This is a genomic window from Pseudomonas sp. TH10 (assembly GCF_016651255.1).
GTDB lineage: Bacteria > Pseudomonadota > Gammaproteobacteria > Pseudomonadales > Pseudomonadaceae > Aquipseudomonas.
Window position 1 is genome coordinate 1 of sequence record NZ_JAEKEG010000102.1, and the last position, 16,223, is coordinate 16,223.

Below are 16,223 nucleotides of genomic sequence, written 5' to 3' on the forward strand. Positions count from 1 at the left end.
GGCTGCGCAAACTCAAGTGCAGGGTGTGGGCGATGTGTTCGGCGCTGGGCTCGCCTTCGGGCAGTTGTTCTTCTATGGCGTCACGGACCTTGCGTTCCCAGGTCAGCGGCTTGAGTTGCGCCAGGGTGCGCTTGAGCACGGTTTCGTTGTGCTCGGCCAGCTCCGGGTTGGCGTCGTCCAGATGGCTTTCAAAGTCCTCCAGGGAAAACTCCAGACGATCCTCGGCACAACCGAAATGCACCGGGGCGCGGAAGACCTTGTGCCATTGGTGCGCATCGGTCGGTTCCGGGCGGCGCAGGTAAACCGCCAGTGGCGCGTAATCGCGGCCGAGGCGATTACGGCAGGTGCGCACGTAGATGGCGGCGAAGGCGTCGATGGCCTCGAAGGCCGGTGCAGGATTGCCTGACGGAATTTTCAGACGGAATTGATAACGGTCGTCGCTGCGGCTCAGTTCCAGTTCCAGCGCATCGCTGACCACCGGGTGATAACGCACGATGCGTTCGAACACTTCACGCAGGCTGCCGCTGGCAACCAGTGCATAACCGAGCGCATGGAACGTGGTCGGGCTGACGAAGCGCGACACGCGCAACCCGATTGCCGGATCGCCACTGACCTGCACGGCGATCTCCCACAGACGCGTGGTTCCGGACAGTGGATAGCGCGCGTTGGGATCGTCCATCAAGTTCGGGTCGAGCCCGGCCTGCTGGCACAAAGCAATGCTGTCCAGCCCCAGCGCATCGAGTTGTTTGCGCAAGGCACGGGTCCAGCTGGCGAGGGAGGTCGGTTCCTTCATGCTGATTGGCGCTTCCGGTCAACAGGTTGGCGTTCTCGGCTACCGCGATTCGAACTCTTGCAGGGCACGATGCGAACATCATAAACCCGAGGATGGAAGCATGGACGGTACTTCTGCAAGTCCCCAGCGACACAATGCGGCCCAGCGATCAGCGCATATTCGCGAAGTGGTGCTGGCCAAAGGCGTCGAATTGCGCGAGCGCTACCCGATTCTCAAGCATCAGGATGCGTTGGGCGCGGGGATTCTGGCGGTTGCCCTGACTGGCATGATTGGCTCAGCGGCGCTGTACATCAGCGGGCACATGGCCTGGTGGGTGTGTTTGTTGCTCAACGCATTTTTCGCCTCGCTGACCCACGAGCTGGAACACGACCTGATTCACAGCATGTATTTTCGCAAGCAGCGTGTGCCGCACAACCTGATGATGGGCCTGGTGTGGCTGGCGCGGCCGAGCACGATCAACCCGTGGATTCGTCGCCATCTGCATCTCAATCACCACAAGGTCTCCGGCACGGAAACCGACATGGAAGAACGCGCGATCACCAACGGTGAACCCTGGGGTTTTGCACGTTTGCTGATGGTCGGCGACAACGTGATGTCGGCGTTCATCCGCATGCTCCGGGCCAAGACCTGGGCGCACAAGTTCAGCATCATCAAGCGCACGTTGAAGGTCTATGCACCGCTGGCGCTGGTGCATTGGGGCGCGTGGTACGTGTTTCTCGGTTTCCATGCAGCGAATGGCATTGCGCATCTGCTGGGCTCGCCGATCGAGTGGTCAGCGACCACGCTGGCGGTGATGCAAGTGATCGACATCGCTGCTGTGGTGATCATCGGCCCGAACGTGTTGCGCACCTTCTGCCTGCATTTCATCAGCTCGAACATGCATTACTACGGCGACATCGAGTCGGGCAATGTGCTGCAGCAGTGCCAGGTGCTGAATCCATGGTGGCTGTGGCCGTTGCAGGCGTTCTGCTTCAACTTTGGCAGCAGCCACGGGATCCATCATTTTGTGGTGAAGGAACCGTTTTACATTCGTCAGCTGACCGTACCGGTGGCGCATAAGGTGATGCGTGAGATGGGGGTGCGGTTTAATGATTTCGGCACGTTTGGACGGGCGAACCGGTTTGTGCGCAAGGAAGAAGTTCAGGGGCAAACCGTGGAGGGTCTACGGGTCTGAGGCCCTCATCGCTGGCAAGCCAGCTCCCACAGTGATTGAGGGTGAATTCAGGTATCTGTGAACAACCTGAATCCCTGTGGGAGCTGGCTTGCCAGCGATAGCGGTGCGTCAGGCAACAAATCACTCCGGCTGGAAAGGCGACTCACTCAATATCACCCCGGTTTCATCGACATACTTCTGCCAATGCTCGATCAGGGCGTTCAGTTTCTCTGGCTGAAGCAACGCCAAATCATGAATTTCCCCGGATCACTGCCCAAATCATACAGCTGCCAGGTCGCCGGCCCGGCCGGCCCCGGAATGTAAACCGCTTTCCACTGCCCCTGCCGAATAGCCCGGCGCCCGAACAACTCCCATCCCGTCACCGTGTGCTCGTCATGCACTTGCGCCGTCTCGCCGGACAAGAAGCCCAACCAAGATTTACCCCGCAACGGCGCCACCGGTTTGCCGTGCCACTGCTTGCCCGGATGGCGTACGCCGGCCAGGTCGAGAATGGTCGGGGTGATGTCCATCACCGTGCCGAAGCCATGGCTGATCTGCCCTTTGATCGCCAACTGCGGATAGTGCAGCAGCGCCGGCACGCGAATCCCGCCTTCGGTGGTAAACGCCTTGAACAAGCGCGATGGCGCAGTCGCCACCTGCGCCCAGTTCGGCCCGTACCAGACATAGGAATTGGCCCGGCCGATGTTGTCCAGGCTGTTGTCGTAATGCTGGCTGAGGTACGCCACCAACTCCGGGCCAAACTTGGGGAACGCTTCAAGCAGCGCTCCCTCGGCACCGTTGTCGGACATGAACAGGATGAACGTATTGTCGAGCTGCCCCTGCTGGCGCAGGTACTCGACGACCCGGCCGATGTTCCAGTCCATGCGCTCGACCATCGCCGCGTAGACCTCCATAGCCCGCGCGGAAATCTGTTTTTGTTCCTCGCTCAACGCATCCCACTGCTGGGTCAGTTGAATCAGCGGATGCGGCTCGACGTCCGGCTCGATCAGGCCCAGGGCTTTGAGTTTTTCCAGGCGTTCCAGGCGCAGCACTTCCGGGCCTGCGTCATAGCGGCCACGGTACTTCTCGACGAGGTCTGCCGGCGCCTGCAATGGCCAGTGCGGCGCGGAGAACGGCAGGTAGGCGAAGAATGGCCGGGTCTGGTCACGCTCCTTGAGGTACTGCAGCAACTTGTCGCCGAAGGCGTCGGAGGAATAGAAATCCTTGGGCAATTCGTCGATGAAAGTGTCGTCTTCGATGTACAGCGCCGGCGTGGATTTCAGCAGGCCCGGGGTCTGCTCATCGTAGGTGGGCTCAAAACCATAGTGGTTGGCTGCGCCGGGCAACAGCGAGAACGAACGCTCGAAACCCCGCGCGTGCGGCGCCAGCTCTGCAGTCAGGCCCAAGTGCCACTTGCCGCTCATCAGCGTCTGGTAACCGGCTTCACGCAGCAACTCGGGCAGCGCGACGACGCGATCGTTGAGGTAACCCTCGTAACCCGGTTTGCCGATCAGCTCCGGTGTCAGGGTTTCGGCCATGGTGCCGATGCCGGCGATGTGGTGGTCGGTGCCGGTCAGCAGCATTGAGCGCGTCGGCGAGCAGGTCGGTGCGGTGTGAAAGTCCGTCAGGCGCAAGCCGTTGTTGGCCAGCGCATCAAGGTGCGGCGTGGCGATTTCGCCGCCGAACGCACCGAGGTCGGAGAAGCCGAGATCGTCGGCCAGAATCACCAGAAAATTGGGACGTTGCGGCATCGCAAAACTCCTGTTCAGCAGGCAATGAACGTCAGCGGCAGATCGCGGATCTGTACCGGCACGCTCGGTTGGTAATGGTCGTCGCTGGTCAGTTCGTGCAATAGCTCTTCACGCAACTGATGGAAGTCGAAACTGCTGCGCTGGCGCGGATGCGGCAGGGCGATGTCGACCACTTGCTTGATTCGCCCCGGACGCGGCTCCATGACCACGACACGGTCGGCGAGAAAAATCGCTTCTTCGACGTCGTGGGTGACCAGGATGGTGGTGATTTTCGCGCGGGCGCGGATCGCCAGCAGCTCGTCCTGCATCTGCTGACGGGTAAGCGCGTCGAGCGCACCAAAGGGTTCGTCGAGCAGCAGAATTCTTGGGCTGGCAACCAGTCCGCGAGCAATCGCCACACGCTGCGCCATCCCGCCGGAGAGCTGGTGCGGATAAGCGCGAGTGAAGTCACGCAAGCCGACCAGATCGATGAAATCGTTGATCCGCTTTTGCTTCTGCGCGGCGCTCAACGGCTCATTGACCAGACCGAGGCCGATGTTGTCGGCGACGGTCAGCCACGGAAATAAACGGTGTTCCTGAAAGACGATGCCGCGCTCGCCGCCAATGCCGCTGACGGCTTTGCCGTCCACGGTAATCTGCCCGCGAAACTGCGTGTCGAGACCGACCAGCAAGCGCAGCAACGTCGATTTGCCGCAGCCGCTGGAACCGACAATGGCGACGAATTCACCTTCGGCAATGTCCAGGTTGAATTCGCGAATCGCCTCCAGTTCGAAACCGTCGACGTCGAAGGATTTGCCTACGTGGTTGAAGCTGACAATGGGTGCGTTCATGCGTGTCTCCAGCGGGTCGCGCGAATTTCCAGGCGTTGGCCAATGAGGTTGAGCAGGGCGCCGGTAAGGCCGACGAAAAGCATGCAGGCCATGATCAAATCCATGCGCAGCAGTTGTTGCGCGCCGATCATCTGGCTGCCGATACCGCCGTTGGACGGCATGAAATATTCGGCGCCAATGGTGCCGAGCCAGGCGTAGATCAGGCTCAAGCGCAGCCCGGCGAAAATCCCTGGCGCCGCGCCCGGCAGCACCAGCCGGCGCAACCGTTGGCCGAGGCTCAGGCGCAGCACTTGTGCGGCTTCGTTGAGTTGTGGCGAGAGGTTGGCGACGCTGCGTTGGGTGGCGATGAACAGCGGAAAGAACGTGGCGAGAGCAACGAATACCCACTTGGCCAGTTCACCGAGGCCGAACCAGGCGGTGAGCAACGGCACCCAGGCGAAGATTGCGATCTGGCGGATTGCCGCAAGGGTTGGGCCGAGCACGCGTTCGCTGTTGCGCGACAGGCCCAGCAGCAAACCGAGCGCAAATCCCAGCCCACCGCCCAGCACCAGGCCGCCAAGTGTTCGACCCAGGCTCAGGGCCATGCCGCTGATCAGCGTACCGTCGAGCAAACCCTTAACGGTTGTGGCCAGAACTGCCAGCGGACTGACCAGGATGTTGGCGTCGACCCACTGTTGTTCCGTGGTCAATTGCCACAAGGCCACTAGCGCAAAAGGCAGCAACCAGGGTTGTAGACGTTGCCAGCCCTGATACCTCGGACCCCTGCGGATCTCCGCCGTGGCCGGGTGCGGCCAGTGGACCAGCTTCTTGTCCAACAGACCGATCCCGCGATCCATGATCACGCCAATCAGGCCAATCACCACGATGCAGACAAACACGATGTCGAGCATGAACAACTGCCGTGCCCACACCATCAGGTAACCAATGCCTTCACTGGAGGCGAGCAATTCAACCGCCAGCAATGACGTCCACCCGGCGGCCAGTGCCAGGCGTACGCCCGCCATGAATGCCGGCAGTGCGGCAGGCAGCACCAGGCGACGGATCAGTAGCCGGGGGGTAATCGCAGTACGGCAGCGGCTTCACGTAATTTGGGTTGGGCATCACGCACACCCACCAGCGTGTGCAGCGTCACCGGCACCACGATGGCCTTGATCAGCACCACCAGTTTCAGTACCTCGCCAATCCCGAAAAACACCATGAACAGCGGGATCCACGCCAGGGTCGGGACTTGTGCCAGACCTGCGAAGGTCGGGAACACCAAGCGCTCAAGACGTTGACTGAACCCCAGCGCGGCACCCAATGCAGCGCCGGCAGTGATGCCGGCGAGCAGGCCCCAGAACAGGCGCTGCAGGCTGATCCACAAATGGCTCCACAGTTCGCCCTGTGCAAGTTCGATGGCACTGCTCCAGACCAGCGAAGGCGCCGGCAGAATCTGCTCGCTCATCCAGTGATTGCGGCTGGCGAGGCACCACAGGGCGAACAGGCTGAAGGGCACTATCCAGGGCAACACACGCTGGCCCAGTGTTGGCCAAAGACGGCCATTGAGTGGCGCAGCGGCAAGCGGCAGGCTCAGCAGGGATACACGGGCCATGGATGACCTCCGTTGTCGGTTTTATCGGGTCGCGGATCTAGATCAAAAGCTCGCAGCCTTCGGCAGCTCCTACAGGGGATCGACGTGCGTCCGTAGGGGCTCGACATGCATCCGTAGGAATCCGCCGAAGGCTGCGATCTTGGCGATGCAGCCCCAACACAAATTGTTATATAAATAATCAAATCAATACTATTAAGAGATAAGCGAGACCATTTAAGGCTTGCAGGCCCCACGCATCCAATGCATTCGAAGAATATTTTTGATGCTCTCTATGCATATCGATCCAGGGCGCCCGTAATTGCTCGCTTAGGTCTAAATGATCTAAAAATGTGAATTTATAGTATTTAAGTGCTGGTCAGGATTCAGCCTACTTTCAGCGCCTCAATGCTGTCGTCATCAGGAGCCGCACCCATGAACCTTCCCTTCAAACGCGTTTTCAGCCTGTTTGCCGCTCCTGCGCTGGCGGGCTTGCTGGCGTTCACCGCTCACGCCGACGAACTCAAGGAAATCAGGATCGCCGTGCCCGACCTGAGCGCCGGCACTCAACACAGTGGCGGCGGCGTGGTCGACGTGCTGCGCGATCAGCAGATCTTCGAAAAAGCCTTCGCTGATCAAGGCATCAAGATCCAGTGGAATTTCTTCAAAGGGGCGGGCCCGGTGATCAACGAGGCATTCGCCAATGGTCAGGTCGATCTGGCGTACCTGGGCGATCTGGCGGCAATCATCGGTAAATCCAACGGGCTCGATACGCGGCTGCTAAGCGCTTCTGCTCGCGGCGTGAAACAGTACCTGGGCGTAGTCCCCGGCTCGGGGATCAAGTCGCTGCAAGATCTCAAGGGCAAGCGCGTGGCGATCTTCCGCGGCACCGCTACCCAGTTGTCTTTCGACGCGGCGCTGGCCAGCCAGGGTTTGAGCGAGAAGGACCTGAAAGTCATCAACCTGGACTTCAACGGCGCCGTGGCAGCGTTGGCGGCCAAACAGATCGATGCCTCCTGGGGCAGTTCCGGATTGACCTCGTTGCAAGCGAAAGGCTTGGCCGAGTTGCCGCTCAATACCAAGGACCTGGGTGGCGCAGGCAGCATTCAGAGTGTCTTGGTTGGCACTGGTAAATTTGTCGACGAGAACCCCGAGGTGGTCGCCAAACTGTTGAAAGCCCAGCAGCAAGCGGTGGAGTGGCTGACTCAGGACAGCAACAAGGATGCGTACATTCAGTTGGTGTCGCGGCTGGCGAGTTACCCCTCGATTATCCTCACGAAGGATTTGCAAGATCAGAAGTTGAGCGAGGTGTTCCCCTCGACGCTGGACCCGGTGTTCCTGGGCAAACTGCAGGACTCAGTGGATCTGGCTTCGCAGCAGAGGTTGATTCGTAAGCCGTTCAAGGTGAGTGACTGGGTGGCGCCGCAAATGGCCGCTGCCCAGCTCTGAATCCACAGTGTTCTTGCTGGCCTCAACGCGGGCAAGCTCGGCTCCCACAGTTGACCGTATTCCTTCTGATGGAACTCGGACAACTGTGGGAGCCGGGCTTGCCCGCGATGAGGCCCTAAACCGCGACACTCATCTCTTGCTTATCCACCGCCACCAACGTCTCGATCATCGCCCGCGCCGCTGGCGACAACCGAAACCCGGTGCGACTGACAATCCCGCAACGCGCGTTCATGCTCTCCAGGTTCTGCGGCAGATTGCGCCAGTGCAACAACACCAGCGAACCCTTGGCGATGTCCTCGACAAACGCCTCTTCCGTACCCACGCCAATCGCATTCGATTGCAGCACCACTTTCACCAGCGCCGGAAAATGCTCGGTCTCGATGGTTGGGGAAAAATCGATGCGCCCGCTGAGGTTTGCCAGCAATTTGCGAATGCCCGGCGGGATCAGCGTGGTCGCCAACGGGTAGTCGAACATGTCGTTGGTCGACAGGCTCTCCTTGGCCAGCAACGGATGCCCCGGTCGGCAGAAAAACACCCCGCGTTTGGGCGTCAGCGCCTGAGTCTGGAAATTCGGATCGGCTTCGAAATGGCGGATGTCGGCGATGAAGAATTCGATCTCTTCACGGCTCAGTGCGCGGCTGAGTTTTTCCCAGTTATCCACCTGAAAACAGGTACGCACTTTCGGGTGAGCGTTGATGAATTGCGCCACCGCATCCGGGACCAATTTCACCGCCGGCGCCGGGCCGCAGCCGAAGTGCACTTCGCCGGCATCGAGCTTGGTCATCTGCGTCACTTCGGCACTGAGCAACGCCGCGCCCTGCACCAGGCTGAGGGCGTGTTGCAGCACCACCTGGCCCTCCGGCGTCGGGCGCAAATCCTTGTTGCCACGATCCACCAGCACGCAGCCGAACTCCTGCTCCAGCCCTTGAATGCTGCGGCTGAACGCCGGTTGAGTGATGCCCATCGCGTCCGCCGCACGGACAAAACTGCGGTGTTCGTTAAGGGCGATGAAGTAACGCAACTGGCGAAGATCCATATGCTTTTCCGGCATCCTAAAAATAGCTCGAAGGCATTTGCGACGAGGGTTGCTAGAGGTTTTAAATGCAAGCTCTTATTCCGTCAACGAAGCATGTGAATATCTATTAGATGTAAATGGAATATAGATAGAGCGTTGTTTCGCTGCCGTCCAACCGCAAGCAGTCGATGAGGGTCTACCCATGAGCAATGCCGCACTCGCTGTAAAACCCGCTGTCCACGCGCTGGATATTCATCCGGTGGCCGGTCGTATCGGCGCCGAAATTCGTGGTGTGCACCTGTCCGGTGAACTGGACGCTGCCACTGTCGAAGCCATTCAGCAGGCGCTGGTTCAGTACAAGGTCGTATTCTTCCGCGAGCAGACCCAGCTCGACGATCAGCGTCAGGAGGCTTTCGCGCATTTGCTCGGTGAGCCAGTGGCGCACCCGACCGTGCCATCGCGCGAAGGCACGCGTTATTTGCTCGAACTGGACGGCGCTGAAGGTCAGCGCGCCAATTCCTGGCACACCGACGTGACCTTCGTCGACGCTTACCCTAAAGCCTCGATCCTGCGTTCGGTGGTGGCCCCGGCGTACGGCGGCGATACCCTGTGGGCCAATACCGCGACGGCTTACAACGGCTTGCCGGCCGAGCTGCGTGAGCTGGCTGACAAACTGGTCGCCGTGCACAGCAACGAATATGACTACGCCAGCGCCAAGCCGGACGTCTCCGCAGAGAAGCTTGAGCGCTATCGCAAGGTCTTCACTTCGACCGTTTACGAAACCGAGCACCCGGTAGTGCGCGTGCACCCGATCAGCGGCGAGAAGAGCTTGCTGCTCGGGCATTTCGTCAAACGCATCAAGGGTTATTCGCAGGCGGATTCGGCGCATCTGTTCGGGCTGTTGCAGAGCCATGTGATCCGCCAGGAAAACACCGTGCGCTGGCGCTGGCAGGCAGGTGATGTGGCGATCTGGGATAACCGTTCGACGCAGCATTACGCGATTGATGATTACGGTACGCAGGATCGCGTGGTGCGTCGGGTGACGTTGAAAGGTGAAGTGCCGGTCGGGGTTTCGGGGCAGCGTAGCCAGACCATTAAAGGCCCTGATATCGGCGGCGTCTGATCTGACCCCATCGCGAGCAGGCTCACGCCCACAGGATCTCGTGAACACTGGAGATTCCTTGTAGAAGTGAGCCTGCTCGCGATAGCGGCTTAACATTCAACGTGGATGCTTTTTACCAAACCCCGATCTGCACCATTTTCTCGGTCTCCGGCTCGCCATAACGAAACCTCTGCCCGCGCAGATCAATCTCCTGGTGACTGATGGTTGTCCTGCGTTTCAACCCTCGCACCCATTCGAACAAATACCCCGCATGCTCCTCGCGAACCGAGGCAAGGGCCGGGTCATCACCCAGATCACGCAGCTCCTGCGGATCATTCAGCAGATCAAACAACTGCGGCCGAAAGCCGTCGTACGCCAAATATTTCCAGCGTTCGCTGCGCACCATGGTCATTCGGCAACGGTCGATCGGCTGACCCAGACGCTCACGTGCCGGCGCCTGGAAGGCGTAGTCGTATTCGCTGATCGCAAAGCGGCGCCATTCAATCTCAATGCCCTGCAACAAGGGAATCAAAGAGCGGCCTTCAAGCCGATGCTCTGCGCTCGGCAAGCCCAGTGCATCGAGAAACGTCGGCAACGCATCAATGGTTTCCACCAGGCGATCATCGACCGAGCCTCGCGTCACATCGGCCGTGGCTCGCGGGTCGCGAACGATCAGTGGGATGCCCACGGCAGGCTCCAGTAAAAACTCTTTTTCGCCCAGGTAATGGTCCCCGAGAAAATCGCCATGGTCACTGGTGAACACAATCAACGTGTCATCCCAGCGCCCGTTGCTTTGTAGAAAATCGAACAATCGGCCGAGCTGGTCATCGACCTGCCTGATCAGCCCCATGTACGTCGGAATGACATTCAGGCGCACCTCGTCACGAGAGAAATTCAGGCTCTCTTCATGCTGGCGAAACGCGTTGTACACCGGATGATCGCTCGCCTCCCCAGTGGCTGCGCGTACGGGCGCGATCACCTCGTCAGCGCCATACAAGGCGTGGTATGGCGCCGGTACGATGTAGGGCCAGTGCGGTTTGATATAGGAAAGGTGTAAACACCAGGATTTCTCGCCTTGCTCGGTGATGAAGTCGATGGCTCGATTTGTAGTGTAGACAGTCTCTGAGTGTTGCTCGGGAATTCGTGCTGGCAAATTCGCATGACGCATTTGCCAGCCGCTGAGGATTTCTCCGTTCTCGCCTTCGGCGGCGTTGGCCCAGTCGTGCCAGGGGTTTTTGCCGTCGAAACCGTGCTCGCGCAGGTAATGGGTGTAAGGCGCGGATTCGCGTTTTTCGTCGAATAACGGGTCATCGGGAAAGATGCCGTCATGACGAAAGTACGGTTCGAAACCGACTTCGTTGAGGATTTCGGCTTGTTCGCTATCGGGGTTGATCGCCAGCCGCTGCAAGGCATCGATATTCGCTGTCGCGTGGGTCTTGCCGACCAGCGCGGTACGAATACCGTGAGGGCGCAGGTAATCGCCAATGGTCAGCTCTTCCAGTGGCAACGGCACGGCGTTCCACGCCACCTGATGGCTGCTGACATAGCGCCCGGTGTAGGCCGACATCCGCGACGGGCCGCAGATCGTGCCTTGGGTATAGGCGCGGCTGAAACGCACGCCGGCGGCGGCCAGACGATCGATATTCGGCGTGTGCAGATGCGGGTGGCCGTAGCAGGACAGGTAATCGCGGCGCAGTTGATCGCACATGATGTACAGCACGTTGCGCACGGGTTTTTCAGGATGGGACATGGGGTTCACCGGTCAGAGAGACAGGTGGGGTTTTTCGCTGCTCGGACGGGGTCGAGGCAAGTGCATTTGGGGAATGGAGTTTATGCAGTGGCTGCAACGATAGAACGCGCAGCCATCCTCGGCATGAGCGTTAACCACATTCTGTAGATAACCTGCGGCTTCATTTCCCCAATGTTCCTTCGCTTTAACTTCAATGTTTGGTGATGCTTGAATCATTTCGTAAATATACATCCTTGATCACCTGCAAATGCTTCTATTCCTTTGAACACAACTCGCAACTGCTTTATCGCCAGGCTGGTGCTGGATGAACAGCCTAGGGGCCAAACTATGCCCCGTGATAGAGAGCGCAATGGGGACCTTTTTACGTAATTCAATTGACGCGGTAGTAGCGAAAATACTTTGTAGTGGGGATGAGGCGTGGTGCGCAACTTCTTGCGCACTACTGCGCAAGAAGTTGCGCACTTTTCCGAAAAAGTTGCGCAAGAAGTTGCGCACTAAAAAATGAGCCTTATAGCAAAAATAAATCTATCTCATTGTAATTTAACGATATTTTAAACTTGGCATAAACCTTGATCTGTTAAGTCAGGCCTTGGCAGGCAATTCGGCCTCTGAGGTCCCCTTTATCCGCAAGGAGAGCACCCCATGGCAACACCAGCGTACATGTCCGTTACCGGCGAAAAACAAGGCCTGATCACTGCAGGCGCATTCACCGCCGACTCCGTTGGCAACACCTACCAAGAAGGCCACGAAGACCAGGTCATGGTTCAGGCTTTCAGCCACGACGTGATCATCCCGCGTGACCCGCAATCCGGTCAGCCAACCGGTCAGCGCGTTCACAAGCCAGTTGTGATCACCAAGGTCTACGACAAGGCTTCGCCTCTGCTGCAAGCCGCTCTGACTTCCGGCGAGCGCATGAGCGAAATCGTTATCCAGTGGTACCGCACTTCGGCTCAAGGCACCCAAGAGCACTACTACACCACCAAACTGGAAGACGCGATCATCGTCGCCATCAACAACAAAATGCACAACTGCCAGGATCCAGCGAACTCGCACTTCACCCACCTGGAAGAAGTGCAGTTCACCTACCGCAAAATCACCTGGACCCACGAAGTATCCGGTACTTCGGGTTCCGATGACTGGCGCACCCCTGTCGCCGGCTAAACCTGAGCGACCCGCCTCGGCCCGGCCTGTTGCGACAGCGTCGGGCGCTGCGCGTGGCTGAGACGTTCAGCCGCGTGTGGTCATGCTCTGTACCTGCGGTCAGCGGGTGCAGGACTTGGCGTTCATTTCAACGGACTCTAACTTTCGACCAAGGACACGCTTATGTTCGCTTCGGCCAATACCGCGCAGTTCGACCTGCTGATCCTCGCGGTGCGCCATGACTTTAAAGTGCTGGCGTTTCACGGCAGTGAGACTCTCAGCAGCTTGTATGCGCTGCAGTTGGAGCTGGTCAGCCAGCGCCCCGATATCGATCTGGAAGGCTTGCTCAGACAACCGGCGTTTCTTCAATTTGGCCTCAATGGCGAAGGTCTGCATGGCTGCATCGAAGATGTGTGGGTGGGCGACGCCGGTCCACGCTTGACTCGTTATCACCTGACACTGGTCCCGGCCCTGCACTACTTGCAGTTCTGCCACCAGCAACGGATTTTTCAGCAACTGACGGTCGCGCAAATCATTGCCCAGGTCCTCAAGGGCCACGGCATTTTGGCCGATGCCTATACCTTTCATGTCAGCAGCAGCCCAGCACGCGAATACTGCACCCAGTACGGAGAAAGTGATTTCCAGTTTGTCCAGCGCCTGTGTAGTGAAGAGGGCATGGCCTGGCACCATCAGCACAGTCCACAGGGGCATCATCTGGTCTTCACTGACGATCAGACTTTCTTTCCTACCCTCGGGACCACGCCGTACCAGCAAGGTAGTGGCCAAGTGGCCGATCATCCGGTGGTGCGGCATTTCAGCCAACGTTTCAGCACCCGGACCAGCAAGGTCACCCGCCACCATTACGACTTCACCCGCCCCAGCCTGTTGCTGGAAGGCCAGTGCAGCGCGCAATTCAACCCGGCGCTGGAGGACTACCGTTCGCCACTGTTGATCGACAGTAAGCGGCGCGGCCGCCAGCTGGCCCGTCAGGCTCTGGAGCGGCACCGCGCTGACTACCAGTTGACCGAAGGTAAAAGTGATCAGCCGAACCTGCGCAGCGGGCATTTTTTCACGCTGAGCGAGCATCCGCGTTCGTCCTGTAACGCCTTGTGGTTACTGCTCGGTGTGCAGCACGAAGGCAAGCAGCCGCAGGTGCTGGAAGAGTCCATCAGCAGCGATGTCAAGCCAGAGGATGGCTTCACCCAAGGCTACCGCAACAGCTTTAGCGCCATTCCCTGGGACGTGTTCTATCGTCCACCGCTGGTCACGCGCCCGTCGGTACTGGTCAGCCAGACGGCGCGGGTCACTGGTCCAGCCGGGGAAGAGATTTATTGTGATGAATACGGTCGGGTGAAAGTCGAGTTCCATTGGGACCGGAGCGAGCGTGGCAGTGAAAAGAGCAGTTGTTGGCTGCGGGTCTCATCGAGCTGGGCTGGAGAAAGCTTTGGCGCGGTAACGATCCCGCGCATCGGTATGGAAGTGGTGGTCACCTACCTGGAGGGTAACCCCGATGATCCGTTGATCACCGGTTGCGTGTCCAATAAGGTCATGCCTGTGCCGTATCCCTTGCCGGCGAATAAGACCCGAACCGTGCTGCGCAGTGACAGCTCGCCGCGCAATGGCGGCTACAACGAACTGTCAATTGAAGACCGCGCCGGACAGGAGCAGATCTACCTGCGTGCCCAGCGCGACCTGAAACAGTTGATCCTCAACGACAGTGAGACCCAGATCGGCCAGGACCGCCGTGAGCAGATCACTCAGGACAGTCGTAGCCTGATTGGGCGTGACCGCTTTGAACAGGTCGATAACCACAGCACCAGCCTTGTCCAGGGCAACGAGCAGCACACCACCCACGGCGAGCGCAACACGCTGATCGGTGGCAATGACCTGATTTCCATCACTGGCAACAGCAGTACCACCGCGAGCGGCACGTTGGTCATTCAGGCTGGATCCCAAGCCCATGTCACCGCGACCAATGTGGTGATCGATGCCGGCATGAGCCTGACGCTTGCGGCGGGTGGTCAACATATCGTGATCAACTCAGGGGCATTTTTAGCAGCGTGGACATTGTTGAGGGTGGGGCACCTGTAGCAGGTGTTCCTTCGCTTCAGGCCGCACAGGTGCCGGTTGGCGCAACCCAGGCGACTATCGCCAATCCGCCGTCCACGCCCGCATCAACCGTTGTTGCGGGCAGCTCCGATCCAGAGGAGGAGGAAGAAGAGGAGGAACTGGAAGCGTCGGAGGAAGCACCACCCGCTGGCATCACCCTGCGTATTGGCGTGTTTTTCGATGGCACGCTCAACAATGCGAACAACGGTGCGCTCGGTCTGCTGTGTGGTGCAAGCCACCCCATCAAACCCGCAGACCTGGATGCGACTTGTAAACCGTACATGAGTGATCGGGACAGCAGCTATGCGAACGACGAGTCAAACATCAAAAAGCTCAGTGATTTGTATTTTGCTCCTGAATGAGATTCAGGACACTGGTGAGCAGCATCAGCTGTTTCGAATGCTCTACATAGAGGGCATCGGTACGTCATCGGGCCAAGCGGATAGTTTGATGGGCGCCGGTATGGGCCGTGGTGCAACAGGCGTGAGCGGCAAGGTAGAGCAGGCTTTTAGTGAAATAGAAAGAATCATCTTCAGTTTCATTCAAGTCAAGCCGGACTCTAAAATCCTCAACCTGACGTTCGACACCTTTGGTTTCAGCCGTGGCGCAGCGGCAGCACGGCACTTTGCCAACGAAGTAGCGCTGGGTCAGCACGGTCCCTTGGGGCAAACCATCAAAACAAATCGCCGAGCGTTTCACGAGACCTTCAGCGGTGACTACCAGCGTGATATTGAGATGGGCTTTATCGGACTGTTCGATACTGTGGCTGCTGTGGGTGGGCTGGATAACCTGGGTTATATCCGTAGCCAAAAGGCGCCGGGGATCAAACTCCACCTGCCCCGAAGCTTGTTCCCCAACGTCGTCCAATTGGCCGCGCGCGATGAAGTTCGTGCCAACTTCCCTTTGACCCGTGTTAAAGCAGATCATCCTGAATACACGCTGCCCGGGGTCCATTCTGACATCGGTGGTGGTTACTTCCCTGAGTCCGATGAACTCTTGCTGGTCAGCCCGATGCAGGCGCTGGATGTTCCCGTCACCACGGACGTTAAATACACCTCGATCTATCGTGACGCGCAACAGGCAAAAGCCCAGTGGGAAGCCAAGGGCTGGCCGGCCGAAATGCTGGAGGTCGTGACGCCGTATGTTCGGGGGTTACGACCTTCTGAGCAGGACCGTATGAACCCTTACAAGCGCGTTTATGCAGCATTGCAACTCAAGCGATCCGTGCGAGGCGAGTTGTCGCGGGTGTATCTGCGGGTGATGTACGAGTTTGCTAAGCGACAGGGAGTGCGTTTCATACCGTTCAGGGAGCATCTTTCGAGCCATGCAATTCCAGCGGAACTTCAAGCACTGTGTGACCGCTTTATCGCGGGGGACTACAGCACCACAGCCGAGGAAGAGCACCTGCTCAAACTAAGGTATATCCATACCTCTGCCAACTGGAATCCTCCCACCATTCTGCGTGGCTCCGTGCCAAGGACCAGTGCCGGACTACTGTATTTCAATGCCCCCACGACGGACGGAATCCGCGTGCAGCATCCCCATATCCCCGACTAGGAGTCAC

Annotated in this window: 8 protein-coding genes and 3 pseudogenes; 5 read left to right on the forward strand and 6 right to left on the reverse strand. The window is 58.7% G+C overall.

Annotation, left to right across the window (positions count from 1 at the left end):
• A partial coding sequence (locus JFT80_RS15810; RefSeq protein ID WP_201148507.1) for an AraC family transcriptional regulator occupies positions 1-793 on the reverse strand: 793 nt, incomplete at its 3' end.
• 100 nt (positions 794-893) lie between these two features.
• Between JFT80_RS15810 and JFT80_RS15815 the strand changes: the two genes are divergently transcribed.
• Positions 894-1,967 carry a fatty acid desaturase gene (locus JFT80_RS15815; protein WP_201148508.1) on the forward strand — a complete coding sequence of 358 codons (1,074 nt, stop codon included), beginning with the start codon at positions 894-896 and terminating at the stop codon, positions 1,965-1,967.
• 120 nt (positions 1,968-2,087) lie between these two features.
• On the opposite strand, the pseudogene JFT80_RS15820 reads toward JFT80_RS15815, so the two are convergent.
• The 3 genes and pseudogenes from JFT80_RS15820 to JFT80_RS15830 all read right to left on the reverse strand — a co-directional run bounded on the left by JFT80_RS15820 (position 2,088) and on the right by JFT80_RS15830 (position 6,118).
• Positions 2,088-3,697: pseudogene (locus tag JFT80_RS15820) on the reverse strand (arylsulfatase).
• 14 nt (positions 3,698-3,711) lie between these two features.
• Positions 3,712-4,527, reverse strand: a complete 816-nt coding sequence (locus JFT80_RS15825; RefSeq protein WP_201148509.1) for an ABC transporter ATP-binding protein — start codon at positions 4,525-4,527, stop codon at positions 3,712-3,714.
• Positions 4,524-6,118 (reverse strand): annotated as a pseudogene (locus tag JFT80_RS15830) (ABC transporter permease). The gene JFT80_RS15825 and the pseudogene JFT80_RS15830 overlap by 4 nt, the downstream one beginning before the upstream one ends.
• Before the next feature lie 411 nt (positions 6,119-6,529).
• On the opposite strand from JFT80_RS15830, the gene JFT80_RS15835 reads away from it, so the two are divergent.
• Entirely contained in the window at positions 6,530-7,543 is a 1,014-nt protein-coding gene (locus tag JFT80_RS15835; RefSeq protein WP_201148510.1) for an ABC transporter substrate-binding protein, read from the forward strand.
• Positions 7,544-7,658: 115 nt separating this feature from the next.
• Here JFT80_RS15835 and JFT80_RS15840 read toward each other — a convergent pair whose 3' ends face one another.
• Complete coding sequence (locus JFT80_RS15840) at positions 7,659-8,579, reverse strand: LysR family transcriptional regulator (RefSeq protein ID WP_201148511.1); 921 nt, start codon at positions 8,577-8,579, stop codon at positions 7,659-7,661.
• 181 nt (positions 8,580-8,760) lie between these two features.
• On the opposite strand from JFT80_RS15840, the gene JFT80_RS15845 reads away from it, so the two are divergent.
• Positions 8,761-9,681, forward strand: coding sequence for a TauD/TfdA family dioxygenase (locus JFT80_RS15845; RefSeq protein ID WP_201148512.1), 921 nt, complete (start codon positions 8,761-8,763; stop codon positions 9,679-9,681).
• 112 nt (positions 9,682-9,793) lie between these two features.
• Here the strand turns inward: JFT80_RS15845 and JFT80_RS15850 are convergent, their stop codons facing one another.
• Positions 9,794-11,410, reverse strand: a complete 1,617-nt coding sequence (locus JFT80_RS15850; RefSeq protein WP_201148513.1) for an alkaline phosphatase family protein — start codon at positions 11,408-11,410, stop codon at positions 9,794-9,796.
• Between the two features lie 642 nt (positions 11,411-12,052).
• Between JFT80_RS15850 and JFT80_RS15855 the strand changes: the two genes are divergently transcribed.
• Both JFT80_RS15855 and tssI read left to right on the forward strand, forming a co-directional pair.
• The gene (locus tag JFT80_RS15855; protein ID WP_201148514.1) at positions 12,053-12,571 is read left to right on the forward strand and encodes an Hcp family type VI secretion system effector; all 519 of its coding nucleotides are present in this window, start codon (positions 12,053-12,055) and stop codon (positions 12,569-12,571) included.
• Between the two features lie 162 nt (positions 12,572-12,733).
• A pseudogene (gene tssI / locus JFT80_RS25565) lies at positions 12,734-16,216 on the forward strand (type VI secretion system tip protein TssI/VgrG).
• The last annotated feature ends 7 nt before the right edge of the window (positions 16,217-16,223 follow it).